The following is a 25,272-nucleotide window of genomic DNA, read 5'->3' as shown; positions in this document are numbered from 1 at the left end:
AACAGATTGGAATGGGGTCTTATTTGTGTTGCCCATAATTTACGGAAATGGACAACAACAGCTCAATCAAAAGCGAAAAACCCCGATCATAAATAGAAAACCTATTGGTTTTCTACTTATGATCGGGGTTTTTATCCATATAAAGGTAAAATATAAGAAGTTGTCTCCAAAAGTTCGTTTTTAACGACCTTTTGGGACAACCTCATTAAATAAAACGGTATACAAGGGAAGCAAATTATTTATCGTGAGCGTTGAAATGTTATTGTTCAAATTAGTAATAAACTATTTGTTTTTATTGCAGTTACATCCTTTTTTCTTTACATAACCTTGATCAGCCAAATCTCTTTGTGATTGGGAATTGGAAGATTGAGCGTTCGAAGACTGAGAGGATGTTGATGAACTACTATTTTTATTATGAGAGTAGTTTTTTCGATAGTTATAATTACTCATAGTACTATCACCTCCAATTAAATATATAAATATTATATGTATGTACTCTATTAATTGTTACGATAAAAAATCTCCTAGGTATTTTCCAAGGAGATAAATAGTTATTTATTTTTGATATAAATTAATATTTCCAATAAGGAGGGGATTAATAAGAATTATTATAGTATAGATTTTGTTGTTGAGTAAATCGGAGTTGACTGGTTTTTTATTTCGCGGTTTTGATTACAGTTTACAAGCGGACCGATTACCGTAGTGGAAAGATAAGACTCATTTGATAGAAAAATAGATTTTTCAAAAATAATAGGAGGAATGAGTGAAGAAGAAAGAGAATTTTGGCATCAGCATGTAATGGATTGGACAATAATATAATTATGTAAATAAGTTTGTTTGTAGAAGTTGTAACTGTTGGACAGTTGATACTGCAATAAAATGGTTAGGAGAAATAAATTATGTGTAACTGAATGTCACATCCTTCCTAAATCGTTCGTCTTGTATGTAGAATGGATAAGGAGGGATTTTATTATGAAGAAATTTGATGTAGCAATTGTTGGTGGTGGCCTTGCTGGATTAACAGCATCTATATATTTAGCGAAAGCTGGAAGAAAAGTGATTGTATTAGAAAAATCCAGTCGCTTTGGTGGTCGAGGGATGACTATAAATAAAAAGGGGATCTGTATGAATCTTGGTGCACACGCCTTATATAGAGGTGGAACAGCATTTTTAACTTTTAATGAGCTCGGTATGAATCTACCGGGTGGAATACCATCTACAAAAGCACATGGAATATGGAAAGGGGATATATTCACCATCCCAACAGATTTTCGCTCAATTTTATCAACACCATTACTTTCGTGGTCTACAAAAGTACAATTTTCACGTCTTATGATTCGTTTAGGGAATTTAGATGTAGGAGAAGTTCCAAAAATGAGTCTAACTACATGGATAGAAAATGAAATAAAAGATCCAATGGTTCGAAATATATTTTATGCATTATGCCGAACAACAACATATACGTTTGCTCCTACAATACAATTAGCATCATCTGTACTAAAGCAAATACAGCTTTCAATAAAAGAAGGGTTATTTTATGTAGATGGTGGCTGGGAGACAATAATAACAAAATTAAGAGACATAGCGAATCATGTCGGGGTGCAATTTTTGGCTAAAAAGCATGTTTTGGAAATAGAGAACTACGAAGATAAACAAAGAATATATTGTTTTGACGATGAGGTATTTGAAGTAGGTACAGTCATTGTGACGACTCCACCGAAAGAAGCTTGCAACATAATAAAAGGTGCAGAAGAAACAAGTTTGCATAGATGGAGTGAACAATCGGTACCGGTTACTGTTGCTGCATTAGATATTGGCTTGAGACGATTACTTAATCCTACACATCAATTTGCATTAGGGTTAGATCAACCTATATTTTTCACGAATCAATCAAGAGCAGCTAAATTAAGTGATGATGGATCAATTGCAGTGAGTCTAATTAAGTACCATAATCCTGCACTAGAGATGAAACATACTCATGAAGATAAAGAACAGTTAGAAAGTACGATGGATTTGTTACATCCAAATTGGAAAAGAGAAGTTGTTGCACAGCAATATTTACCGACAATAACGGTAGTATATGATTTTCCTCATATTAACCGAGTTGAAACCCCAGGTCCTAATATTCCTGAAATGCCAGGTGTTTATGTTGCAGGAGATTGGGCAGGGCGTGATGAAATATTAGCTGATGCTGCGGTAGCAAGCGGAAAACGTGCAGCGTTACACATCTTAAAGCAATACGAAAGTGAGGTGATTCATCATGGAAACGGAGCAATTATATGAAGCGTATCAACCATTATTATTTTCGTTAGCATATAGAATCCTTGGGAGTGTTATGGATGCTGAGGATATCGTTCATGACGTTTTTATCTCGCTAAATAATATAGAGGACGTTCAATCTATAGAAAATATGAAAGCATATTTATGTAAAATGGTAACGAATCGCTCAATTGATAAATTACGTTCGGCAGCGCATAAACGGAACGTATATGTAGGAATGTGGTTACCAGAGCCATTTGTAGAAGAGGCTGCTGACCCATCAGAGTCATTTGTAATGAAAGAATCAATGTTCTACAGCATATTTATTACTTTTACAACAACTGTCTGAGGTAGAAAGGGTTGTTTTCATATTAAGAGAGGTTTTCAGTTATGACTACGAAGAAATCGCTTCAATTGTTGATAAGAGTAGTGTGAATTGCCGAAAAATTTTTCAACGCGCACGGAAAAGTATTTTGGATAAGCCGAAGCAGTCAAAATTAAGTACGAAGAAAATGACTGCTTATGTGGAAAAGTTTGTATCATCATTACAGTGTGGTGATGCGCAAGGCATGTTAGAAGTATTAAAAACAGATGCAATATTGAAAGCAGATGGTGGAGGTAAAGTTACAACTGCAATTCATCCAATCTATTCTGCAGATAGAATTATACGTTTATTCTTTGGAATTGGGAAGAAATTCCCGGCAGAGTACAATGTTGATTATAAGATAGTAAATGGTGCCCCAGGTGTTATCGTTAAAGTGAAAAATAAAGTGACTTATGTGCTTTCATTTACATTTGAGAATGAAAAAATCACAAACATTTATATGATGGTTAATCCGGAAAAACTTATGCACTTAAATGTAATAGTATAAAAAAAGACGCATTTCTTTAGAAGCGCGTCTTTTTTATTATTTCTCTAACATTTCAAGAGGTACATCTTTTTCGCCGGATACCTCAAATTTAATTTCCCCATCTTCTTCATAAATACGTGAAATAATCGGTATAGTAATCATTAATTTTTTATGCTGTTTTCGCTTTCGAGCAGCATCTAAGCTAATCACGTTCATTGTAAGCATCCTTTCTTCAAGAAATATATAAACAAAAGAAAATGCGTCCGGAAAGGGCGCTTAATTGAATTTGAAATACCGATTCATTTAAATGAGGTTTATATTATTTAACAACTGCAATTGAATTAAAAATAGTATGAATGGAATAATTGCACGTAGAAATTAACTTTACCAAAAAACGAAACAATATGCTATAAAAAATTTTAAATCTTTGTCATATAGCGAGAAAAAGGTTTTCATTTCGCATATAATGAAAGTAGACGGGCAGCAAGAGCTTTTTCATCATATTGCTTTGGAAAGGCGATGAAAAGAATGGATACGTTAGATTCATTATTATTTCAACTTGAACAATATGGAGAAGAGCATGATCGAAATAAAAAAACAAGGGAAGAAAAATTACGTAATATTTCTCGTGAGATGGGGCAATTTTTATCAATTTTAGTAAAAGGATGTAGCGCAAAAAATATTTTAGAAATCGGAACTTCTAATGGTTATTCTACATTGTGGTTAGCTAATGCGGTAGAAGAAACAAATGGAAATGTAACAACTGTAGAGCTTTCTTCAGAACGAGTTGGAGAGGCACTTGTCAATTTTGAAAAGGCAAACCTACTACAGAGGATTGATGTTCATAATCAAGAAGCAGGGGCATTTTTAGATTCGCAACTAGATTTTTCATTTGATTTTATTTTCCTAGATTCAGAGCGTACGCAATACATGTGGTGGCTTGAGCATATAAAACGTACTTTACAACCAAAGGGGCTTCTTGTTGTCGATAATGCAACTTCTCATGCGAGTGAATTAGCTGAGTTTATAAAAATGATTGAAGAAGATGAAATGTTTGAAACGGTGTTATTGGCATTTCAAAATGGAGCATTTGTAGCCCGTAAGAAGAAATAGGAGTGAGCGCAATATAATTATCACATTGAAAAAGGGTGTATGTCAAAAGATTGCGTACAGAAAGATAGAAATAACATAATTAATATACGTAACATACGAAGAATCCGCCTTCAGCATGTTGTTCTCTAGGTCTTAAGTCTGAGGAAAATAATGTTGATTACAGGTATACTTATAGTAAGAAACAGGGAATGACTGCATATGCAGGTATTTCTTGAAAAATCGGTTTCAAACAAGTGGAATTCGATGAATTAGATGAAATATATAGTGCAAATAAATTCGCACATATAAATAAAGGAGCGATTTTGTTGACTGAACTCGAGAAAAAAGAACCTGTATCGATTGTGAAAGATAATAATGTAGAAGTAGTAGTTGATACAGTTATAAAAGATGAAGAGTTAGAGGAACTGAATAAAGAAGCTGATCTTTATGTACAAAAATTAAATAGTGAGCAAAATACAGATTTATCAAAAGTATTGTCTCAGCTAGGTGATTTAGGGGATAAAGAACAACAAGCAGCAGGACAAACGTTGTCAGCATTAAAACGTCCTGTAACAGCGATGATGAATGGAAAGAACGAGGAAATTCCAAATACACTGTTAGAATTGCGCAAAGTGGTATCGGAGCTTGATCCCAATTCATTAAAAGCAAGTGGTATGAAAAAAATAATGTTTAAAGTATTCAAGAAAAACCCACTTGAAACATACGTGCATAAATACCAATCTATAGATAAACAAATCGAGGAAATTATTAGATCCCTTCTAATTGGCCGTGACAACTTACAAGAGGATACAGTAGGCCTTGAAATGTTAAAAGAACAGTCGCACGATAAAATTCACGCTCTTGATAAACAAGTATACTTAGGGAAAAAACTTGCTGGCATGTTGGAAGCTGAGAAACAAAATCCAGAACGTCAAAGAGATATTCCGTTAATTAACGATGCGTTAGAAAAGATTCTTGTACGTACACGTAATATGCAGCAAGCGAAAAGTGTGTTATTACAATCTATCGCATCTGTAGACATTATTAAAAAAAATAATGAAAAGTTAACAGAGGCAATACGTAATGCAATTACGATGACGCAAAACGTTGTAACAGTTTCAGCTGCTATCCAGCTAGCATTAACAAATCAACGCAAAACAATTGATGCAGTGAATGCGACAAATGAAGCAATTGAATCAATGGTATTAAGTAACTCACAAGCATTAAAACAAAATACAGAAGAAACAACAAAACTTCTTGAAAATCCTGCGATTAGCATGGATAAATTACGTGAATCATTCCAAAATGTATTTGCTGCGATTGAAGCTTCTGAGAAATCATCAGAACGTATTATCGAGTCAAGTAAGAAGTTCGTTATTGAACTAGACACATTTAATGATGAGATGAAGCAGAAACTTATTCAGCGTCCAAGGAAATAACAGATTATTAGAGGAGGTGAACAAATGAGTTTCATTCAAACCGTACTATTATTACTTGGTACATTGCTTTTAATCGCATTTACTGTCGTTGTTTTAGTCGTATATTTCGGACGGAAACTGTATTTTTCATGGACGAAGCCTTATAAAAGAGCACATGATTCTTTAGATAAGTTATCGAATAAATCATTACCGTTTCTACAAGAATTTACACAACATCCACTCTTTTATCGCTGGATTCGTACGGAAGGAAAGAAAGAACAACATATATTAAACACTCTTTTCTGTGCATCAGGTCAACGTACGAGAGAGCAAGTATTCTCAATGTTACCGAAAGAAAAACAGAAAAAAGTACATGTAATGGCAAAAACAACGAAAAAACTTACAAATGAAGATATTGATGTAGCGGCGATGAAAGTAAAAGATTTCTTAAGACAAGAAACGCAGCAAACAGTAAAGCCGACAGACTTATCGTTTTATAAATTGTATTTTTATGATCGATATCCAGACGCATTAAATACAATTCAAGCGTATAAACGCTCAATAAATCCTTCATTACAACGAACCGTTGATGATATTACAATTTCAGTATTAAATGCCTTGCCGTATTATCAGGAACAGCGTATGTTTGAACAACAACATAAACTTGAAACGTTCTTAATGAAAGATTTAACAGCGATGCTATCGTTAGTCGTACAATTACCGCCTTCACAACGACCAGAAAAAGAAGAAGAATTAAAAATCTACTTGCAAAATTTCCAAAAAGAAATGGAAGAAGTAGAGCGAGATATTCGTGACTCGATTGATCACGATTTGAATGTGAAGATGAGAGCAGCGACTGAGAAGTTTAAAAATAAATAAAAAAGGCGCCTTAAAGCTATAAAATACTTAGCTTTAAGGCATTTTTTATTAGCTGTTATTTTGCTTTAACAGTAGTATAACCAGAAGCAATACTTTCATTATGCAATCGATCAACTGCTGTTACTACATACGTATACGTTTCTCCAGAAATAACTGTTTTATCTATATAAATTTCTCCAAGTTTTGTTTTTCTTACAGTAGTAAGTAAATTTTTGGGATTTTGTATATCCACTTTCTTTTTTCCATCCACGCGGTAAATGGCATAATAAGCAGAATCATTCTCTCTATTATCAATGATACCTACAGCAATACCTTCCTCTCTTGGAATAGCACCTTTTAAAGTTGGTTGTTTTAGTGGATTGTGATCAAGCCAAGGCATAGGCGGGATTAATGCAGGATGTTTATATATGTCGTTTGTGAGTCTATCTTTAACTCCGAGTGGATTGTTATTAATGTCTTTTAAGCTAAAATGCATACTACCTTTTATTTCAGGATATAGCCGGTTTAATGCAATCTGTCTTGGATATTCTTCCGGATCAAACCAGGCGGGGACAGAGTTATTATTAATTTTATAGGCTGCCTGACCGATGTATAGGTGAATTGGTTTATTATTTGTTTCTTTTATCCACCAATCTACTAATATGTCATACGCAGCGGGAGTGAAACCTATATTCCAATATATTTGCGGTGTAATGTAGTCAATGTAACCTTTTTGTATCCACTCACGTGTATCAGCATAAAGATCATCAAAGTTTCTTTGGCCAGCAGTTGTGTTAGAGCCAGTCGAATCATCAGCTATATTTCGCCATACGCCAAATGGGCTAATGCCAAACTTTACGTATGATTTTTCTTGTTTGATAGTAGCATTTAAATCTTTGACAAGTCCATTTACATTGTCACGTCTCCAATCCTCTATATTTGTAAATCTACCGTTATTATACGCTTCGAATGTTTTTTGATCGGGAAATTCTTCACCCACTATTCTATAAGGATAGAAATAATCATCCATATGCAAAGCGTCAATATCGTAATTTTGTACGATTTCTAAAGTACCTTCAGTTATAAATTTTTTCACTTCTGGAATACCGGGATTGTAATATAACTTTCCACCATATGGTACAACCCAATCGGGATGTTGTCTTGCAGGGTGATTATTTGATAATCGATTTATATCAGTGTGATTCATCGTTATTCTGTATGGATTAATCCATGCGTGGAATTCTATATTTCTTTTATGAGCTTCTTCAATCATAAATGCGAGCGGGTCGTATCCAGGATCTTTTCCTTGTGTACCTGTAATGTATTCAGACCAAGGACCGTAATGGGAAGGGTAAAAAGCATCAGCGGTTGGTTTTATTTGTACAACGACTGCATTCATACCGGTGTTTTTTACATCGTCTAATAATCTAATAAATTCTTGTTTTTGATTTTCGATAGGTAAGTCAGTTTTTGAGGGCCAATCAATATTAAGAACAGATGCAATCCATACAGCACGTAACTCATGTTTTTTGTACGTAGTACTTACTTCAGCATAAGTAGAGTGAGGGGAAATGAAAGAGAAAGGAATAAAAAAGATGGCGATACAACATATCATTAATAAACGTTTAACAATCATTTATACGCCTCCCTATCATATGATTATCTAATATATTATCTGAGGTGGGGTTGGCCTTGCAATTGAGAAAATAAATATTGAAACATTAATTTAATAGGAAAAATATTTTTACTGAAATTTACTTTCATTATAACTAAATCGATTCACTTCTTCATATGCTTGTTAGTAAAGTGAAACTTTCTTTCATTTGAAGGGGAATAAATTATAAGTATAGGAGGATTAATAAATGAAAGTATTGTTTGTTTGTTCTGGAGGAATGTCCAGTGCAATTGTTGTAAACGCTTTAAAAAAAGAGGCAGAGAAAAAAGGTGTAAACATGGAAGTGCATGCGATTGGAACAAATGAGGTAGAGGAAGAAGTAAAGAATGGCTGGGACGTTGTAATGGTTGCACCTCAAGTAAGACATCGATTTGATTCAGTTAAAAAATTCGCAGAAGAGGAGTCTATTCCGTGTGGTATTATTCCGCCGCAAGCATATACTCCGCTTGGCGGACCGACTTTATTAAAAACTGTAAATGATTTAATTAGTTAGGGGGAAGCGTTATGAATAAGTTTGTCACGTTTCTTGATAAAAATCTATCTGGACCGATGGCAAGGCTTTCTGAACAGAGGCATTTACAAGCAATCCGTGATGGCGTTATTTCGGCGTTACCATTTATTATTGTTGGAAGTTTCTTTTTAATTGTAGCATTTCCACCATTACCGAAAGATAGTTTCATATCGGTTTGGGCATTAAAGAATCAAACAAGTATATTAATACCATATCGTTTAACAATGTTTATTATGTCTTTATATATAGCGTTTGGAATAGGATATAATTTAGCGAAGAGTTATAAGCTAGATGCCTTATCAGGAGCACAGCTTGCAGTATGTTCATTGCTATTAACATTAACGCCTGAATTAATTGATAAAAAAGGGTTTATGCTTCCGATGACAAATCTCGGAGGCCATGGATTATTCGTGACAATGATTGTTTCTATTTTATCAGTTGAGATTTTAAGATTTTGTAAGAAGAAAAACGTAACGATCAAAATGCCAGAACAAGTACCACCGTCAGTAGCGCGTTCGTTTGAAGCACTTATACCTGCGGCTTTCGTTATTATTATTATGAGCCTTATTACTGTCGTTTTTAAAGTAGATGTACATTACGTTGTGGATAAATTAGCAGCACCATTAGTTAAAGCTGGCGATAGTTACTTTGGCGTTATTATACCTGTATTTTTAATTACATTTTTCTGGTCTTTCGGGATTCACGGTGTATCCGTTGTAGGTACTGTCGCAAGGCCGCTTTGGGATGTGTATTTAGGGAAGAACGGTGAAGCTGTAGCAAGTGGGGCAAGTCATTTTCCATTCATTGCACCAGAGCCGTTTTATCAATGGTTTATTTGGATTGGTGGTTCGGGAGCAACGCTAGGGCTTGTATTAGCCATGATTGTATTTGGTAGATCGAAATATTCGAAAGCATTATCGAGAAGTTGTATTGTGCCTGGAATTTTTAACATTAACGAACCAGTTATATTCGGTTTACCAATTGTCTTGAATCCAATTTTAATTATTCCATTCGTCATTACGCCGCTAGTAACAGCTACTATAGCTTATTCTGCAACTGCAATGGGATTTGTAACGCCAACGCATATTATGCCGCCGTGGACACTACCTGCTCCAATTGGTGCATATTTAGCTACAGGAGGAGATTGGCGTGCAGTTGTTTTAGTTTTAATAAATATAGTCATATCATTCCTTATTTATCTACCATTCTTTAAAATGTACGACAAAAATATGCTTGCAATTGAAAAGAATGGAGACGGAGAGTCTGTTAATCCGTAAGTTTCATACTGTATTTATGAGTGATAGGTATTTTGCCTATCACTTCTTTCACATGAATTCCAGAGAGGATGAAATGGGATGAATATAAAATTTAGTTATAAAGGTGTATTTTTATTATTATTTGGAGTGATATGTGCAAATTTACTTTTTGTCCCTTTATTAAGAATGCTACATCTATCACAAATGCATAGTATATGGCTCGTTACAAGCATTGCGGCAAGCATTTTGCTTACAGTAGTTGTTTCTTTCATTGATGGATCGTTTGCATCAAAAGTTCAGTTGTTTTATAGATTTATATTCTTTTCGATCGGTTGTACGTTTGTAACTTACATGATTGTTTTCTAGTAAATGGGAGGTCATGCATGTCATGTATATTGCAGGGATAATGTCCGGTACGTCATTAGATGGAATAGATGTAGCGCTCGTTCGTATAGAAGGGAGTGGTGTAGATTCTAAGGTTGAACTCACCCATTTTACTACAGTTCCATTTCGTAATGATATAAAAAGTGAAATACAACAAGCATTATCAATAGAAAATTCAAATGTCCAACTCATATGTAGTTTGAATTTTAAGTTAGGTTTATGTTTCGCCAACGCTGTAAAGGAAGTTTGTAAAGAGGCCAATTTTTCTTTGGAACAATTAGATTTGATAGGTTCTCACGGTCAAACGATTTACCATCAGCCAAAGCCAGAAGGTAATATGATATCTTCCACATTGCAAATTGGGGAACCTGCAGTAATAGCATATGAAACGAACACGACGGTTATCTCAAATTTCCGAACGATGGACATGGCAGCAGGAGGACAAGGTGCACCACTTGTACCATATTCAGAAGTCATTTTGTACCGTGATCCAAGTAAAAATAGACTACTACAAAATATTGGTGGGATTGGTAATGTTACAGTAATACCAAGTCAACAAAGTGATCAGAACGTTATAGCTTTTGATACTGGTCCGGGGAATATGATAATTGATGAAGTATGTCAAAGGTTATTTCAGTTGCCATATGATCAAAATGGTGAAATTGCAAAACAGGGTGGAGTTGTAGATGAAATTTTGACATATTGTATGAACCATCCATTTTTGAAAATGAATCCACCGAAATCAACTGGTAGAGAACAGTTTGGAGAAGAATTTGTAAGTGAGTTATTGAAGCGGTATGAAAAGCATAGAAAAGAAAATATATTGACGACTGTCACGATGTTTACAGCAAGTTCAATTGTACATCATTATAAGGAGTTTATTCTGCCGTATTATGAAATCGATGAGGTAATTGTAGGCGGTGGCGGAAGCTATAATAGCACACTTGTTGAAATGATACGGTATGGATTGAAGGATGAAGAATGTACAATATTCATTCAAGAAGATATAGGCTACTCTTCAGAGGCGAAAGAAGCAATCGCCTTTGCAATTTTAGCAAACGAAACACATCATCGTAATCCGAGTAATGTGCCAAGCGCAACTGGTGCAAAGCAAGCTGTACTTTTAGGGAATATAACATTCCCTCTGGTATAAAGAAAATGAGGTGAACATATATGAAGTATATGATTGGAGTAGATGGCGGGGGAACGAAGACAGAAGCAACTGCATTTGATAAAGACGGAAACGAACTTGTAAGGGCTACTAGTGGATTTGGAAACATATTAATAGATTTTGAAGAAGCTCTTGTGCATATTATGGAAGCGATTGATCAATGCCAAAAAGGTTTATTAAACGGGCGTTGTGTTTGTATTTGTTTAGGATTAGCGGGTGTAAGTGGAGCAAATACAAATGAATTAACAGTACGTCTAAAAAAGAAGTATGGAATACAAATTGAAGTTTTTAATGACGCAATGATAGCACATGCAGCCGCTTTAGAAGGGAAGGACGGAATTTTAACAATTGGTGGCACAGGCGCGATTTGTCTAGGGAGAAAAGGAGAAGTATACGAGTATAGCGGCGGATGGGGACATATTTTAGGAGATGAAGGAAGCGGATATTGGATTGCATTACAAGCTTTAAAGAGAATGGTAAATCAATTTGATCAAGGAGTTAGATTTTGTCCATTAAGCTTAAAAATTCAAGACGAGTTTCAACTTTTGACATCGTCTCATTTAAAAAGGCTAGTATATAGCTCTTCAAAAGATAAAGTTGCAGCAATCACACCATTAGTTATTCGGGAAGCTAGAAATGGGAATGATGCTGCACATGAAATTATGATGCAAGCTGGAAAGGAATTAGCAAGAATTACGGTAGATGTTTATAACAAGATGCAGTTTGATTTATCAGCTTCAATTGCAGTAAGTGGCAGCATATTGCGTTTTGTTCCTGAAATATATGCTGAATTTAAGAAATGCTGTGAGAAGAGTATAGGAGAAGTTACATTTGTATCACAATCAGAACCAGCAGTGAAAGGAACATATTATTTAATGAAAAATATATATTTTAAAAAATAGTTGTATGAGAATTTTTGTATGATTTGTAAATATATGATGTTAAAATGTATAAAGGGATGTGGATAGAAAAGTACAATATACATAGTTCTTGAATATTGTATAAGTACTCCTACGTAGAAAGTGAATGATTACATGATTAATAGTATGCAATTTTTGTATTTGGTCGCTTCTTATTTATTTGGAAACATATTGACCGCTTATATAGTAACGAAATGGAGACATAACGTTGATATTCGGGATGAAGGAAGCGGTAATCCTGGTGCAAGAAATATGGGGCGCGTATATGGAAAAGGGTATTTCGTCGCTACATTTTTAGGTGATGCAATTAAAGGGGCAATCGTAGTTTCTATTGCAAAATACCTTTTTGAAGATTCTACTTTTGTAATGTTAGCTTTACTAGCTGTTTTACTTGGACATATTTACCCAATTGTATTTAAAGGCAAGGGCGGAAAAGGCATTTCAACATTTATTGGAGGATTAATCGCATTTGATTATTTAATAGCGCTTACTCTTGTTACTGTTTTCATTATATTTTATTTAATCTTTAAAGGATTTACTAAGCCAGGGTTAATTACAATCGCTTGTTTACCAATTTGCATAATTTTGTATTCTTACTCTATTGTTACGACTATTTTCAGTGCTCTTATAATTGTACTTATTTTATATGTAAATCAAGAATGAAATGAACTTTTAATAAGTGGAGTTAATCTCCACTTATAATTTTTATTAAATGCATAAAGGAGATAGAACATGGGGTTAATTTATAAGGTTGCTGATCAAGATTGGGAATTTGAAAGTATACATAAATTGAATTATAAAACATTTGTAGAAGAAATTCCGCAACATGAAGAAACGAAAGAACGTGCTCGTATTGATCGTTTTCATAAAGAGAATACATATTTAATTTGTTTAGATGACGATAAGTTAGTAGGTATGGTTGCGTTGCGAGGAAAACGACCATTCTCGTTAGATTATAAAATTTCAAATCTAGATTTTTATTTGCAAGAACATGGAGAAAATGTATATGAAATTCGTTTACTTTCAGTAGAACGTGAATATCGAAATGGAAGAGCATTGTTAGGTTTAATTCGCTTTTTACATCGTTATTTGCTTCTAAATGGATATGAATTGGCTCTCATTTCTGCGACAACACGTGAACTACCTTTATATGAGCAAATGGGATTTAAACCTTTCCATAGGTTAGTTGGTACAGAAGAAGCAGACTTCCAGCCTATGTATGTTACCCCTGCTATGTTTGAAGCGTCGAGTGTCGGGCGGATTATGACGAAAGAATATACGTTTTTACCTGGTCCAGTAGATATTGAAGAGAATGTTCGAAAGGCATTTTCTACTAAGCCTATTTCGCATCGTTCTAAGTCGTTTCAAGTGACGATGGATAATGTAAAGAAACGATTACTTCAAATGACAAAAGCGAAACGTGTGCAAATAATGTTAGGAACAGGGACGTTAGCAAATGATGCCATTGCTTTACAGTTACGTTCTTTAAAAGGGAAAGGTTTAGTATTAACAAATGGGGAATTTGGTAATAGATTAGTTGGGCAGGCAAAACGCGCACAGTTATGTTTTGATACGTATGAAACAGAAATGGGAAAACCGTTTATTTATACAGAATTAGAAAAAACAATGGAAACTGGAAAGTATGAATGGTTTTGGTTTGTTCATCATGAAACATCAACTGGAATGTTAAATGATTTAGACGAACTAAATGCTCTAAGTAACAAGCATCAAATGAAACTATGTGTAGATTGTATTAGTTCGATTGGAGCAATACCGATAGATTTAAAGGATGTATATTTTGCAAGCGGTGTTAGTGGAAAGGCAATTAAATCGTTTACTGGAGTATCTTTCGTTTTCCATAATCACAATGTGAAAGTAAACGAGACATTACCAGCCTATATGGACATTGGCATGTACGAAGAAAATGAAAGTATTCCATATTCTCATTCATGGAATTTAATTTATGCACTGCAAGAAGCATTAAATAGTTTTGAAGATGAAATGGCATTTGAAAAAATAAAAGAGACCTATGCATATATTGAACAAGCTATTACTACTATAGGTTTAAATCTTGTTACACCTAAAGAAAATGCCGCGCCAATTATACTTACCATTCAATTAGATGAAGATCAGTCTTCTAAAACAGTAGGCGATACGTTAGCGTTACAAGGGTATATCGTCCATTATGAATCAGCGTATTTACAAAAGAATAACTGGATCCAAATTGCATGCTTAAATCATTACAAAGAACGTGATATGAAGAGGATGTTAAATTGTTTGCAAATGTGCGTATTACAGAGTGGGGTTCATATATAAAGACTTTTTCTTAACATAGATGGTTTCGTATAAAGGAGCTGCGACTTACGAAAACTTAGGAATAGAACATTGGAAGAGGTGTTAGATTGTACCTATTGGCGGAGGCGGAATTATTTCTGGTATTGCTGTTGCATTAAAATCTTTTAATCCATCGATCAATATAATTGGTGTACAAGCAGACAATGTTCATGGGATGAAGGCATCTTATGACAAGGGTACAATTGTAGAACATTATGAGGCACCTACTATTGCAGATGGTTGCGCAGTTAAAATACCAGGGGAACTAACATTTGAAATTGTAAAAGAATTAGTAGATGATATTGTAACAGTATCAGAAAAAGAGCTGGAAGTAGCGATGAAAGACTTATTACAGCGTGGGAAAGCTGTTGTAGAAGGTGCAGGTGCATTAGCTACTGCTGCTCTACTTGCAGGGAAAGTGGATACATATATTAAAGAGAAAAAAGTAGTAGCAGTTATATCTGGTGGAAACGTAGACTTACAGCGCATTTCGAGTGTTTGTGAGCAATTTTTTGTGGCGAATGAAGTGAAATGAAATAGTACATTTAAACATTGTGTAATGAAAGAGGAGCTAAGTGAAATTATATTAGCTCCTTTTTCATTATGTTTGTGCGGGAGTAAATAATGATTCCATTTTTATTTTACTCTTTTCTCGAATTTCAGCATCTGCATGGCGCATTACAAATTTATGCGCTATAGCGATTGCTAAAACATCATCTAATAAGCCGATCCCAATAATAGCAGCTATGTCTGGAATGAAATCGATTGTTAATACGTAATAAGATAAAGCGGCTAATATTATGAATTTCGCTTTAGTAGGTAACCCTTTTTTTCTCATTGTGTAGTATAAAATAATACTTTCATATACGCTAGATTTCCCAAGGTTTGTTGAGCTTTTTTTGAATTTTTTCCAAAGTGTCTGTTTCTCCATATAAACACTCCTTTTACAAAAACATAGATTTTTTAAAAGGATAGACAAAGAAGTAGGGAAATAATCAATTTTATTATTTTTCTTATTGTATATTCCATAAAAATAGGGAATTACCTGTTCAAAATAATAGAATGTTGGTTATGTAACGACTCACAGTGTTTTGTTACATAAGTATGTACAGTAAAATGTATGTGGATGATTTATTAATTATTAATCATTAAATAATGGGTATGGGGGAAGAAAAATGAAGATAATAGAACTACCAATTGAATTTGAAATTAACGGGGCAAAACAATATATTTATCCGAGCTTAATTATAATAAACAATGAATTAACTTTAGTAGATACGGGTTATATCAATTTTTTAACTTTAATTGAAGACGCAATTTTAAAACATGGATATGAGATGAAAAACTTAAAAAATATAATTATTACTCATTATGATGACGATCATATAGGATCTTTATATGATTTCAAAGTGAAATATCCTCATGTTAATATTATTGCTAGTGAAATTGAATCCCACTACATTAATGGTGATATAAAATCAGAGAGATTAGTTCAAGCTAAAGAAATGTTAGAACATATGCCAATTGAAGAGAAAGAATTTGGTGAGTGGTTTATACAGCAATTAAAAAATATAAGACATATTTCCGTCGATGAAAAAGTATATGATGGTCAAATGATTTTGAATGATGAATGTCAAATAGTAGCGACCCCAGGACATACTTCGGGGCATATTTCATTATATTTTCCAAATTTAAACTGTGTAATTACAGGGGATGCGGCCGTTCAAGATAATTGTGAATTAGAAATAGCTAATCCGAATTTTTGCTTAGATATAGAAAAAGCGGAAGAGTCTTTAAAGAGAATTAAAAACCTTAAAGCAGCAAGCTATTATTGTTATCATGGAGGAAAGCTTACTTTATAAAATAATAAAAAAACGATCTTTCCCATATCGAAAAGATCGTTTTTTTAAATTCATAGATTCTGCAATTTGAATTAAATCCTTTATGTTATATTTTCCTTTTATATAGCGTTTGTTACCAATTGCAATTGTATATTGAAAACCATTCTGCTGAAAGATAAATTCATATGCTGAATCAAAATGAGGATTATATAATGCCTTTATATTATTTTTTAAGGTGTAGAACTTAGCTCCCCTAAGTACATAGAAGCCTAATTTGTTTTGAACTGGTGAAATAGTGATTTTAAAAATCCCATTAATATCTTCATTGTAGTATTGGAGGTTTAAGTAATCGTTATAGATGTACCCTTGAAATTCGTGAATTTCGAACGGGAATTTTGTAGGAGTAAGTATATGTTCCTTACACTTTATTTCATATTCTTTTACAATAGTAGCTTCTTTCATAAGAGGATTCGTTCCATCATAAATTTGATTAATTTGAGATATTTTATTATTTTTTGTTACTATTTCTAAAATGTGACCGAGAGTAAATCCATCATCAGTGTCTTTGAAATAAGAAATAAGAATTGTAGTATCTTCTTTTGGAGATGGTACTATTTTAACTTCATGAATTTGTTTATTTGTTTGGAAAGTAGGTATTTCAACCCCTTCTGTTACATATGACCTCATTAATTTTTTATCATTTTTGAGTAAAGCATGTTTGAATTCACTTATTATATCTGTTTGAGATTTCGCCATAATAATTGAGGTCGATTGAAAATATAGTAAGAAAAATATACAAAATATCTTTATGAATGTATTGGTCAATTTTATCACCTTGTAACTATGTTTCCTTAACATTGAAATATATATGTATAGGAGGGGAGAAGATGAGTTTATTATTTGATCTAATAATGGATATAATTATGTTTTATCCTCGAAATGACATGAAATTGAAACACCATATCGCAAAATTAAGCGAATTTGAGTGGTTTCGAAGGCTACACGAAGATACAAAGTATACAAGATTAATTTGGAGTAATAGAAAAATTAAAAAGTTCATTTTGTCTACTACTAACATGGAAGCATTAATAAATTCCGAGAAAAAGCAAAAAGAATTTGTCTGCCTAGTACACGATGAATATAAAAAAAGAAGATAAGAATTTTTTTATTTTTCATATTTGGCGAAACAAATGGTACAATGAAAGCTAATGTGAAAAATAAGGAAAAGAAGTGGTCTATTTGAAAAACTTTTTAGAATTAGGAATTAGTGAAACTTTTAATCATACATTACGTGAAAATGGAATTACAGAAGCAACTCCGATTCAGGAGAAGGCAATTCCTGTGATACTGTCAGGTAAAGATATTATTGGGCAGGCAAAAACAGGTACGGGTAAAACATTAGCATTCGTGTTACCGATTTTAGAAAAAATTGATCCAGAGTGTAGTGATGTTCAGGCTTTAATTGTCGCACCAACAAGGGAACTAGCGCTGCAAATTACGACTGAAATAAAAAAAATGCTTGTTCAAAGAGAAGATATTAATGTACTAGCGATTTACGGCGGACAAGATGTAGCACAGCAATTGAGGAAATTAAAAGGCAATACACATATTGTTGTTGCGACACCAGGACGATTATTAGATCATATACGACGTGAAACAATTGATTTAAGTAATCTTTCAACGATTGTACTAGATGAAGCGGATCAAATGCTTTATTTCGGTTTCTTATATGATATTGAAGATATTTTAGATGAGACACCTGGTAGTAAACAAACGATGTTATTCTCAGCAACGATGCCAAAAGATATTAAAAAATTGGCGAAACGTTATATGGATGAGCCGAAAATGATTCAAATACAAAGTGAAGAAGTAACGGTAAATACAATTGAGCAGCGTGTCATTGAGACGACAGATCGTGCAAAGCCAGATGCACTTCGTTTTGTTATGGATCGTGATCAGCCATTTTTAGCTGTTATTTTCTGTCGTACAAAGGTTAGAGCAAGTAAGTTGTATGATAATCTAAAAGGACTAGGTTATAATTGTGCTGAACTTCATGGTGATATACCTCAAGCGAAACGTGAAAGAGTTATGAAGAGTTTCCGCGAAGCTAAAATTCAGTACTTAATTGCGACTGATGTAGCAGCTCGTGGACTTGATGTAGATGGTGTAACGCACGTATTTAACTTTGATATCCCTGAAGATGTAGAAAGTTATATTCACCGCATTGGCCGAACAGGACGTGCAGGTGGATCAGGTCTTGCAATTACGTTCGTTGCAGCGAAAGATGAAAAACATTTAGAAGAAATTGAAAAAACGCTTGGTGCACCAATACAAAGAGAAATAATCGAACAACCGAAGATAAAACGTGTAGATGAAAATGGAAAACCAGTACCAAAGCCGGCTCCGAAGAAATCAGGTCCGAAACGTGAAAGAGATAGCCGTGAAGGTTCAAGAAGCGGTTCAAAAGGTGGCCCAAGAAACAATTCAAGAAATGATAACAATCGATCATTTAATAAGCCAAGTAATAAAAAAAGTAGTGCAAAACAAGGTCAGCAAAGACGTGGCCGTTAAATAGTTATTTTTGAGAAGAGTCGCAGATCGTTGCGGCTCTTTTTATTTTCTATACAACGAGGTATATAAGTGCAAAGGTGATGAAAAGGAGAATTCTTAAAATTTCATTCATCGTATTAAAAAATAAAAAAATTATAAAGGAAATAAAAAGTAGTGTGTTGTATATGTACAATAACAGGAAACTTTTTACTAACTAAACATATAATTAAAATAGACCGGCAGTCGGTCTGGTGGGAAGGAGAACGTGAATGCGCATTGTAAAGGAGTATGAGGAGCGACGAAAGGAAATTTTAGAAACTGCTGAACGTTTATTTATTACGAAAGGTTATACGAAAACAACAGTAAATGACATTTTAAAAGAGATAGGGATAGCAAAGGGGACGTTTTACCACTATTTTAAGTCGAAAGAGGAAGTAATGGATGAAATTATTATGAGGATTATTAAAGAAGATGTTGCTAAAGCAAAAGTAATCGTCTCTAATCCCAATATCCCAGTGTTAGAAAAGTTATTGCGGGTATTGATGGAGCAATCGCCAAAATCAGGGGATGTAAAAGATAAAATGATTGAGCAATTTCATCAACCAAATAATGCAGAAATGCATCAAAAAAGTTTAGTACAATCCATTATTCATTTATCTCCTGTATTAACAGAAGTTTTAGAACAAGGAATTGAAGAGGGGATATTTTCAACTTCATACCCACAAGAAACGATTGAACTATTACTATCCTCAGCGCAAGTCATTTTTGATGATGGGTTATTCCAATGGAAACCGGAAGAAATGATGAGGAGAGCGAAAGCGTATATTAAAATGATGGAAGTATCTGTTGGAGCGAAAGAAGGATCCTTTGATTATATGATGGAGGTTTTAATGAAACAGAAATAATATTTTTCTGTTTGTTTATTATAGACCGACAGTCGGTCTAAATTAAAGGAAGGTTGTGATCATGATGTCTATTAGTATAAAACCTTCGATGAAAGATTTTTATTTAATTGTGAGTGGGCAAATTATTACTATTTTAGGTTCAACACTTTTACGTTTTGCTTTGTCATTATATGTACTAGATATAACAGGGCGTGCTGATATATTCGCAGGACTATATGCGGTAACAAGTATCCCGTTTTTGCTAGCTCCTCTTGGCGGAGCTATAGCAGATCGTTTCAATCGTCGTAATTTAATGGTTATTTTTGATTTTATAAATGCTGCGATTGTAATAAGCTTTATAGTTTTGTTATTTACTGGATCTGTATCTATTTTATTGATTGGAACAATTATGTTTTTACTAGCAGTCATTGGTGCAATGTACTCACCAGTTGTCATGGCAAGTATTCCACAATTAGTCCCAGAGAAAAAGTTAGAACAAGCGAACGGTATCGTAAATGGTGTGCAAGCACTATCTAATATAGTTGCTCCTGTATTAGGAGGAATATTGTACGGCATAATTGGTTTGAAAATGCTCGTAATAATAAGTTGTCTTGCTTTCTTTTTATCTGCGATTTTAGAAATGTTTATTAAAATCCCTTTTATAAAAAGAGCACAAGAAAGCCATATAATACCGACAATTGTAAAGGATATGAAAGAAGGATTTATATATGTTTTAAAACAGCCATTTATTTTGAAGGCTATGTTACTTGCAGCTTTACTAAACTTAATTTTGACACCGTTATTTGTTGTTGGAGGACCTATTATTTTACGAGTAACTATGCAGAGTAACGATACGATGTATGGAATTGGGATGGGGTTAATTGATTTTGCAACCATATTAGGTGCATTGTCAATCGGTTTCTTTGCTAAAAAGTTACAGATGAAAACATTATATTATTGGATGCTTATTATAGCTCTATTAGTAATACCAGTGGCGCTATCAGTCACACCATTTATTCTTAATTTAGGACACTACCCACCATTTATCCTCTTTATACTTTCTTCTATTCTAATTGCAATGATTATGACGATTGTATCCATCTATGTGATTACTGTAGTCCAAAAGAAAACACCAAATGAAAATCTAGGAAAAGTAATGGCAATTATAACAGCGGTATCTCAATGTATGGCTCCAATTGGGCAAATCGTTTATGGTTTTATGTTTGAAGGATTCAGTATGAAAATATATTTACCTATATTAGCTATTAGTTTCATAATGATAATAATATCGATAGTGACGAAGAAAATATTATGGAATGAGGGGAACTAGCTTAATATGATTAGGAGAATGTTAAAACGAGATTTCTCTCAAAATAAAATGATAATTTCTATTTTATTTATGTTTATCATGCTATCAAGTCTTTTAATGGCTAGTGCTTCAAGTAATGTTATAAATTTATTGAACTCGATGGATCAATTGTTTAAAGTATCAAGCGCACCGCACTTCGTACAAATGCATGCCGGAGAAATAAATCAAAAGTCAATTGATTCATTTGTTGCGAGAACACCTTTTGTAAAAAAACAGCAAACGGCTGAAATGCTTCAAATAGGTGGATCTAACATTTTTATAAAGAAGAAAAATCAAGCGGAACATAATAGTGTAATGGACATAAGCTTCGTTAAACAAAATAGTAAGTTTGACTTTTTATTAGATTTAAATAATGAAGTGATTGATGTTAGGAAAGGGGAAATAGGTGTACCAATTTATTATATGCAAAAATATAATTTGCGTATTGGAGATAAAATATGGGTTGTTAAAAATAATAATGAATTAGAATTTACTATTTCGGCATTTGTTCGTGATGTTCAAATGAACCCATCAATTGTTAGTTCAAAGCGATTTGTTATAAGCGATGAAGACTTTGAAAGATTAAAACGAAATTTTGGAGAAAGAGAATATCTTATTGAATTTCAGCTAACAGATGTAAATAAGATAAATGAATTTGAAAATTTATATCAGTCATCGAACTTACCTCAAAAAGGTCCCTCTATTACTTATACTCTTTTTAAAACACTTAATTCATTAACTGATGGAATAATAGCGGGAGTGCTTATGATAATAAGTACATTATTAATGCTAATTGCAATGCTATGTATTAGATTTACGATCATTACTTCGATAGAAGAAGACTATCGGGAAATTAGTGTTATGAAAGCTATCGGCATTACAAGTAAAGATATTCAAAAACTGTATGTAACAAAATATGTTGTTATTTCAGCTGGCGGATGTATATGTGGATATATTCTCTCACTATTTGTTACAAAAATATTCACCTCAAATATCGCTCTTTATATGGGGGCAGCAGGTAAAAGTATATTACACTATTTTGTTCCATTAATAGTCACAACTTTGTTATTTCTAGCTGTTATCCTTTTCTGCCGAATCATTTTACGGAATTTCAAGAGAATTACGGCAATAGACGCTTTACAGTCAAGAGATAAACTAGGAAAAAGAAAGATTAGAAAATTATTTTTACTCAATCAAACTAAAATTAAAAATGTAAATATATTCATTGGTATACAAGATATTGTGAAACGATTTAAGTTATATCGAGTATTAATCATTGTTTTAGTAATAGCGGTATTCATGATTGTAGTACCAGTTAACTTTTTGTACACGATGCAGTCACCGCAGTTTGTCAATTATATGGGGACAGGAAAAAGTGATATACGGATAGATTTACAGCAATCAGAAAATATAGAGCAACGATTTAAGGATGTTATATCGTATGTACAAAACGATCAGGAAGTAGAAAAATATGCAGCGTTTGTTACGAGCACATTTAAAATGGTAAACGCTGATGGTACACATGAAAACTTAAATGTAGAAATGGGAGACTTCACTAAATTTCCATTAGATTATATTCAAGGTATGGCACCAAAAAATGAAAATGAAATTGCTCTTTCTTATATGAACGCAAATGAATTAAAAAAGAATGTAGGGGATAAAATCGTTTTATTTGTAGATGGGAAAGAAAAAGCACTAACTATTAGTGGTATGTATCAAGATGTAACGAATGGCGGGAAAACAGCTAAAGCGAGTTTTTCTTATAATAATGAAAATATATTATGGTATGTAGTAAATGTAGATTTGAAGCCTACTGTGAATCTACAAGAAAAAGTGAAGGAATATAAACACAATTTTCATTCTGCAAAAATAACAGATACGGATGATTATTTAACGCAAACTTTAGGAGAGACGATTAAACAATTAAGACTCGTTACTCAAGTGGCAATTTTGATTTCAATATTGATATCAGTTTTAATTACTGCAATGTTTTTTAAAATGTTATTCGCAAAAGACTCCTCCCAAATATTAATAATGAAAAGTATTGGTTTTTCTAGCAAAGATATTCGTATACAGTATATAACACGTTCTATTGTCATTGTATTATTAGGCATTGTGACAGGGACATTTATAGCTGCTACGTTTGGTGAGATGTTAGTAAGTTGGTTGGGCTCATTTATGGGAGCAGCTCATATAAAGTTTGTCGTGAATCCTATCGTTTCTTATGTAATATGTCCAGCTATATTATTTATATCTGTGACAGCAACAACACTTTTCAGTAGTTTTACTATGAAACAAACAAACGATGTAAAGCCAAATGGAGAGTAGGGGTGTGTAACTTGAACAAAATTTTAGAAGTTAAACAATTAAACAAAAAATATTCAATAGATGGAAATGCAACTTATCATGTGCTAAAAAATATAGATTTAGAGATTTATGAGGGAGAGTTTGTATCGGTCATGGGGCCTTCGGGTTCTGGGAAATCGACGTTACTGTATACTATTAGTGGAATGGATCAAATGTCATCGGGAAGTGTGAAAGTTGATAGGAAAGAAATATCATGTATGAAAGAAGAAGCGTTAGCCAAATTGCGCCTTACTGAAATAGGATTTATTTTTCAGCAGAGCAACCTTCTTAGAAACTTGAATCTATTTGATAATATCATTTTGTCAGCATATTTAGCGAAATGTGAGAGTAAGAAAATAGTAAATAAACGTGCTCTGGAGCTAATGGGGAAAATGGGGATAAGTGATATAGCGTCTCGTTATATAACTGAAGCATCTGGAGGGCAATTACAAAGGGTCTCTATATGTAGAGCACTCATCAATAATCCGAATATTATTTTTGCAGATGAGCCAACTGGTGCTCTAAATTTAAAATCAACAGAAGAAGTAATGCAAATATTATTAAATATTAACCGTGATGGGACTACAGTTATGTTAGTGACTCATGATGTAAAGGTAGCAGCGAAAACAGAAAGAGTTCTTTTTATGGTGGACGGAGAAATTGTTAGTGAAATACAGTTAGGTAAGCTTAGGAACGATGATCTAAAAGCGCGAGAAGAGAAGTTGTTAAAATGGTTAGCTATACTTGGATTTTAAAGAAAAAACTCCTATTGAATATAGGAGTTTTTTCTTTATTTGAAAGTTCAAAAAGATATATAATAATTTTCTGACTATTAAGTTTTGGAGGGATACAAATGAAAAATTGCACACTCAAGAAGATATTATTAAAATGCTTGATTCATTATTAAGACCGGCAGAACCATTTTGGAATGAATTTTATATGAATAGAAAAAAAGATGTTCCGTTTTTTGAAAACGTTCCAGATGAGAACCTAGTTTCGTATATACAAAAAAAACGGGTTTCAAAAGGAAAAGTACTAGAACTTGGATGTGGTCCGGGTAGAAATGCAATTTATCTAGCGAATGAAGGATTTGATGTTACAGCAGTAGATGTATCTATAGAGGGCATTAATTGGGCGAAAGAGAGAGCGTTAGCAAAAGGAATATGTGATTCGATTTTTAATTTAGAGGGTCAAAATGAATATGATTTTGCGTATGATTCAGGTTGTCTTCATCACATTCCACCACATAGAAGAATGAATTATATAGAGTTAATTGATAAATCATTAAAATCGGGAGGTTATTTTGGATTAACATGTTTTGCAGTAGGCGATTTAGATGAACGAAATGGCTCAGAAATAACAGATGGGGACGTATATAGAGGATGGAGTCTGCAAGGTGGTCTAGCATACTCTGAAGAAAAATTAAGAGAGATATTTAAAGAGTTTGAAGTGATTGAAATTAGAAAAATGAAGCAAATTGAACAACCAAATACTATGTTTGGAGAATCATTTCTTTGGACAGCATTATTTAAGAAGAAATAAGAAAGTAGATAATTGACAAACTCATCGTTTTT

At 33.3% G+C, this 25,272-nt stretch carries 23 protein-coding genes and 3 pseudogenes; 21 read left to right on the top strand and 5 right to left on the bottom strand.

The features are described from left to right. Window positions 1–595: 595 nt before the first annotated feature. Window positions 596–707 (bottom strand): annotated as a pseudogene (locus tag CO726_RS20125) (cupin domain-containing protein); the annotation flags it as partial. Between the two features lie 265 nt (window positions 708–972). Here CO726_RS20125 and CO726_RS20120 point away from each other — a divergent pair. Further along, a complete protein-coding gene (locus CO726_RS20120; RefSeq protein ID WP_099685462.1) occupies window positions 973–2,283 on the top strand; it encodes a phytoene desaturase family protein in 1,311 nt (436 codons plus the stop codon). Then, window positions 2,261–3,131, top strand: a pseudogene (locus CO726_RS20115) (sigma-70 family RNA polymerase sigma factor). The gene CO726_RS20120 and the pseudogene CO726_RS20115 overlap by 23 nt, the downstream one beginning before the upstream one ends. Window positions 3,132–3,167: 36 nt before the next feature. Here CO726_RS20115 and CO726_RS31865 read toward each other — a convergent pair. Next, window positions 3,168–3,326 carry a hypothetical protein gene (locus CO726_RS31865; protein WP_099685461.1) on the bottom strand — a complete coding sequence of 53 codons (159 nt, stop codon included), beginning with the start codon at window positions 3,324–3,326 and terminating at the stop codon, window positions 3,168–3,170. 303 nt (window positions 3,327–3,629) lie between these two features. Here CO726_RS31865 and CO726_RS20105 point away from each other — a divergent pair, with 303 nt between their 5' ends. From CO726_RS20105 to CO726_RS20095, 3 genes are all read left to right on the top strand, one after another. After that, window positions 3,630–4,223: an O-methyltransferase gene (locus CO726_RS20105; protein WP_099685460.1), complete on the top strand. Its 594-nt coding sequence runs from the start codon at window positions 3,630–3,632 to the stop codon at window positions 4,221–4,223. Window positions 4,224–4,528: 305 nt separating this feature from the next. Beyond that, window positions 4,529–5,641: a toxic anion resistance protein gene (locus CO726_RS20100; protein ID WP_000137407.1), complete on the top strand. Its 1,113-nt coding sequence runs from the start codon at window positions 4,529–4,531 to the stop codon at window positions 5,639–5,641. 24 nt (window positions 5,642–5,665) lie between these two features. Beyond that, window positions 5,666–6,499 (top strand): DUF3974 domain-containing protein, encoded by an 834-nt coding sequence (locus tag CO726_RS20095; protein ID WP_099685459.1) that lies wholly within the window; start codon window positions 5,666–5,668, stop codon window positions 6,497–6,499. Between the two features lie 55 nt (window positions 6,500–6,554). Here CO726_RS20095 and CO726_RS20090 read toward each other — a convergent pair whose 3' ends face one another. Then, window positions 6,555–8,114, bottom strand: a complete 1,560-nt coding sequence (locus CO726_RS20090; RefSeq protein ID WP_099685458.1) for a glycoside hydrolase family 10-like protein — start codon at window positions 8,112–8,114, stop codon at window positions 6,555–6,557. A 226-nt stretch (window positions 8,115–8,340) separates the two neighbouring features. Here CO726_RS20090 and CO726_RS20085 point away from each other — a divergent pair, with 226 nt between their 5' ends. From CO726_RS20085 to CO726_RS20050, 8 genes and pseudogenes are all read left to right on the top strand, one after another. Next, window positions 8,341–8,646 (top strand): PTS sugar transporter subunit IIB, encoded by a 306-nt coding sequence (locus tag CO726_RS20085; RefSeq protein WP_076537689.1) that lies wholly within the window; start codon window positions 8,341–8,343, stop codon window positions 8,644–8,646. An 11-nt stretch (window positions 8,647–8,657) separates the two neighbouring features. Beyond that, entirely contained in the window at window positions 8,658–9,941 is a 1,284-nt protein-coding gene (locus tag CO726_RS20080) for a PTS sugar transporter subunit IIC (protein WP_099685457.1), read from the top strand. Between the two features lie 78 nt (window positions 9,942–10,019). Beyond that, window positions 10,020–10,286, top strand: a complete 267-nt coding sequence (locus CO726_RS20075; RefSeq protein ID WP_099685456.1) for a hypothetical protein — start codon at window positions 10,020–10,022, stop codon at window positions 10,284–10,286. 22 nt (window positions 10,287–10,308) lie between these two features. Next, window positions 10,309–11,457 carry an anhydro-N-acetylmuramic acid kinase AnmK gene (gene anmK / locus CO726_RS20070; protein ID WP_099685455.1) on the top strand — a complete coding sequence of 383 codons (1,149 nt, stop codon included), beginning with the start codon at window positions 10,309–10,311 and terminating at the stop codon, window positions 11,455–11,457. Window positions 11,458–11,477: 20 nt separating this feature from the next. Beyond that, window positions 11,478–12,377 (top strand): BadF/BadG/BcrA/BcrD ATPase family protein, encoded by a 900-nt coding sequence (locus tag CO726_RS20065; RefSeq protein WP_099685454.1) that lies wholly within the window; start codon window positions 11,478–11,480, stop codon window positions 12,375–12,377. Between the two features lie 132 nt (window positions 12,378–12,509). Further along, on the top strand, window positions 12,510–13,058 hold the full coding sequence (gene plsY / locus CO726_RS20060; protein WP_099685453.1) for a glycerol-3-phosphate 1-O-acyltransferase PlsY: 549 nt from the start codon (window positions 12,510–12,512) through the stop codon (window positions 13,056–13,058). A 69-nt stretch (window positions 13,059–13,127) separates the two neighbouring features. Beyond that, window positions 13,128–14,711 carry an aminotransferase class V-fold PLP-dependent enzyme gene (locus tag CO726_RS20055; RefSeq protein ID WP_099685452.1) on the top strand — a complete coding sequence of 528 codons (1,584 nt, stop codon included), beginning with the start codon at window positions 13,128–13,130 and terminating at the stop codon, window positions 14,709–14,711. A gap of 85 nt (window positions 14,712–14,796) precedes the next feature. Next, window positions 14,797–15,264 (top strand): annotated as a pseudogene (locus CO726_RS20050) (pyridoxal-phosphate dependent enzyme); the annotation flags it as partial. A 66-nt stretch (window positions 15,265–15,330) separates the two neighbouring features. On the opposite strand, the gene CO726_RS20045 reads toward CO726_RS20050, so the two are convergent. Continuing rightward, entirely contained in the window at window positions 15,331–15,660 is a 330-nt protein-coding gene (locus tag CO726_RS20045; protein WP_099685451.1) for a YkvA family protein, read from the bottom strand. A 244-nt stretch (window positions 15,661–15,904) separates the two neighbouring features. Between CO726_RS20045 and CO726_RS20040 the strand changes: the two genes are divergently transcribed. After that, window positions 15,905–16,591: an MBL fold metallo-hydrolase gene (locus CO726_RS20040; RefSeq protein WP_099685450.1), complete on the top strand. Its 687-nt coding sequence runs from the start codon at window positions 15,905–15,907 to the stop codon at window positions 16,589–16,591. On the opposite strand, the gene CO726_RS20035 is transcribed toward CO726_RS20040, so the two are convergent. Next, window positions 16,586–17,428, bottom strand: coding sequence for a hypothetical protein (locus CO726_RS20035; protein WP_099685449.1), 843 nt, complete (start codon window positions 17,426–17,428; stop codon window positions 16,586–16,588). The genes CO726_RS20040 and CO726_RS20035 overlap by 6 nt on opposite strands. Before the next feature lie 29 nt (window positions 17,429–17,457). Between CO726_RS20035 and CO726_RS20030 the strand changes: the two genes are divergently transcribed. From CO726_RS20030 to CO726_RS20000, 7 genes are all read left to right on the top strand, one after another. After that, window positions 17,458–17,727, top strand: a complete 270-nt coding sequence (locus CO726_RS20030; protein WP_099685448.1) for a hypothetical protein — start codon at window positions 17,458–17,460, stop codon at window positions 17,725–17,727. Between the two features lie 73 nt (window positions 17,728–17,800). Beyond that, entirely contained in the window at window positions 17,801–19,141 is a 1,341-nt protein-coding gene (locus tag CO726_RS20025) for a DEAD/DEAH box helicase (RefSeq protein ID WP_099685447.1), read from the top strand. Between the two features lie 248 nt (window positions 19,142–19,389). After that, window positions 19,390–20,025, top strand: coding sequence for a TetR/AcrR family transcriptional regulator (locus tag CO726_RS20020; RefSeq protein WP_099685446.1), 636 nt, complete (start codon window positions 19,390–19,392; stop codon window positions 20,023–20,025). A 61-nt stretch (window positions 20,026–20,086) separates the two neighbouring features. Next, on the top strand, window positions 20,087–21,334 hold the full coding sequence (locus CO726_RS20015) for an MFS transporter (RefSeq protein ID WP_099685445.1): 1,248 nt from the start codon (window positions 20,087–20,089) through the stop codon (window positions 21,332–21,334). A 6-nt stretch (window positions 21,335–21,340) separates the two neighbouring features. After that, window positions 21,341–23,680 (top strand): ABC transporter permease, encoded by a 2,340-nt coding sequence (locus CO726_RS20010; RefSeq protein ID WP_099685444.1) that lies wholly within the window; start codon window positions 21,341–21,343, stop codon window positions 23,678–23,680. 11 nt (window positions 23,681–23,691) lie between these two features. Continuing rightward, window positions 23,692–24,453 (top strand): ABC transporter ATP-binding protein, encoded by a 762-nt coding sequence (locus CO726_RS20005; RefSeq protein ID WP_136699771.1) that lies wholly within the window; start codon window positions 23,692–23,694, stop codon window positions 24,451–24,453. Window positions 24,454–24,586: 133 nt separating this feature from the next. Then, window positions 24,587–25,240, top strand: a complete 654-nt coding sequence (locus tag CO726_RS20000; RefSeq protein ID WP_099685466.1) for a class I SAM-dependent methyltransferase — start codon at window positions 24,587–24,589, stop codon at window positions 25,238–25,240. The last annotated feature ends 32 nt before the right edge of the window (window positions 25,241–25,272 follow it).

This window comes from Bacillus fungorum (assembly GCF_002746455.1).
Lineage (GTDB): Bacteria > Bacillota > Bacilli > Bacillales > Bacillaceae_G > Bacillus_A > Bacillus_A fungorum.
Note: the sequence above shows the minus strand (reverse complement) of the source record. Positions and strands in the feature narration are given on the sequence as shown.

Coding starts and splice junctions, on each gene's coding strand:
- CO726_RS20075 (WP_099685456.1), top strand. CDS start 10,020: ATGAATATAAAATTTAGTTATAAAGGTGTATTTTTATTATTATTTGGA.
- CO726_RS20040 (WP_099685450.1), top strand. CDS start 15,905: ATGAAGATAATAGAACTACCAATTGAATTTGAAATTAACGGGGCAAAA.
- CO726_RS20105 (WP_099685460.1), top strand. CDS start 3,630: ATGAAAAGAATGGATACGTTAGATTCATTATTATTTCAACTTGAACAA.
- CO726_RS20085 (WP_076537689.1), top strand. CDS start 8,341: ATGAAAGTATTGTTTGTTTGTTCTGGAGGAATGTCCAGTGCAATTGTT.
- CO726_RS20055 (WP_099685452.1), top strand. CDS start 13,128: ATGGGGTTAATTTATAAGGTTGCTGATCAAGATTGGGAATTTGAAAGT.
- anmK (WP_099685455.1), top strand. CDS start 10,309: ATGTATATTGCAGGGATAATGTCCGGTACGTCATTAGATGGAATAGAT.
- CO726_RS31865 (WP_099685461.1), bottom strand. CDS start 3,326: ATGAACGTGATTAGCTTAGATGCTGCTCGAAAGCGAAAACAGCATAAA.
- CO726_RS20120 (WP_099685462.1), top strand. CDS start 973: ATGAAGAAATTTGATGTAGCAATTGTTGGTGGTGGCCTTGCTGGATTA.
- CO726_RS20090 (WP_099685458.1), bottom strand. CDS start 8,114: ATGATTGTTAAACGTTTATTAATGATATGTTGTATCGCCATCTTTTTT.
- CO726_RS20065 (WP_099685454.1), top strand. CDS start 11,478: ATGAAGTATATGATTGGAGTAGATGGCGGGGGAACGAAGACAGAAGCA.
- plsY (WP_099685453.1), top strand. CDS start 12,510: ATGATTAATAGTATGCAATTTTTGTATTTGGTCGCTTCTTATTTATTT.
- CO726_RS20095 (WP_099685459.1), top strand. CDS start 5,666: ATGAGTTTCATTCAAACCGTACTATTATTACTTGGTACATTGCTTTTA.
- CO726_RS20035 (WP_099685449.1), bottom strand. CDS start 17,428: ATGTTAAGGAAACATAGTTACAAGGTGATAAAATTGACCAATACATTC.
- CO726_RS20010 (WP_099685444.1), top strand. CDS start 21,341: ATGATTAGGAGAATGTTAAAACGAGATTTCTCTCAAAATAAAATGATA.
- CO726_RS20020 (WP_099685446.1), top strand. CDS start 19,390: ATGCGCATTGTAAAGGAGTATGAGGAGCGACGAAAGGAAATTTTAGAA.
- CO726_RS20030 (WP_099685448.1), top strand. CDS start 17,458: ATGAGTTTATTATTTGATCTAATAATGGATATAATTATGTTTTATCCT.
- CO726_RS20045 (WP_099685451.1), bottom strand. CDS start 15,660: ATGGAGAAACAGACACTTTGGAAAAAATTCAAAAAAAGCTCAACAAAC.
- CO726_RS20000 (WP_099685466.1), top strand. CDS start 24,587: ATGCTTGATTCATTATTAAGACCGGCAGAACCATTTTGGAATGAATTT.
- CO726_RS20080 (WP_099685457.1), top strand. CDS start 8,658: ATGAATAAGTTTGTCACGTTTCTTGATAAAAATCTATCTGGACCGATG.
- CO726_RS20015 (WP_099685445.1), top strand. CDS start 20,087: ATGATGTCTATTAGTATAAAACCTTCGATGAAAGATTTTTATTTAATT.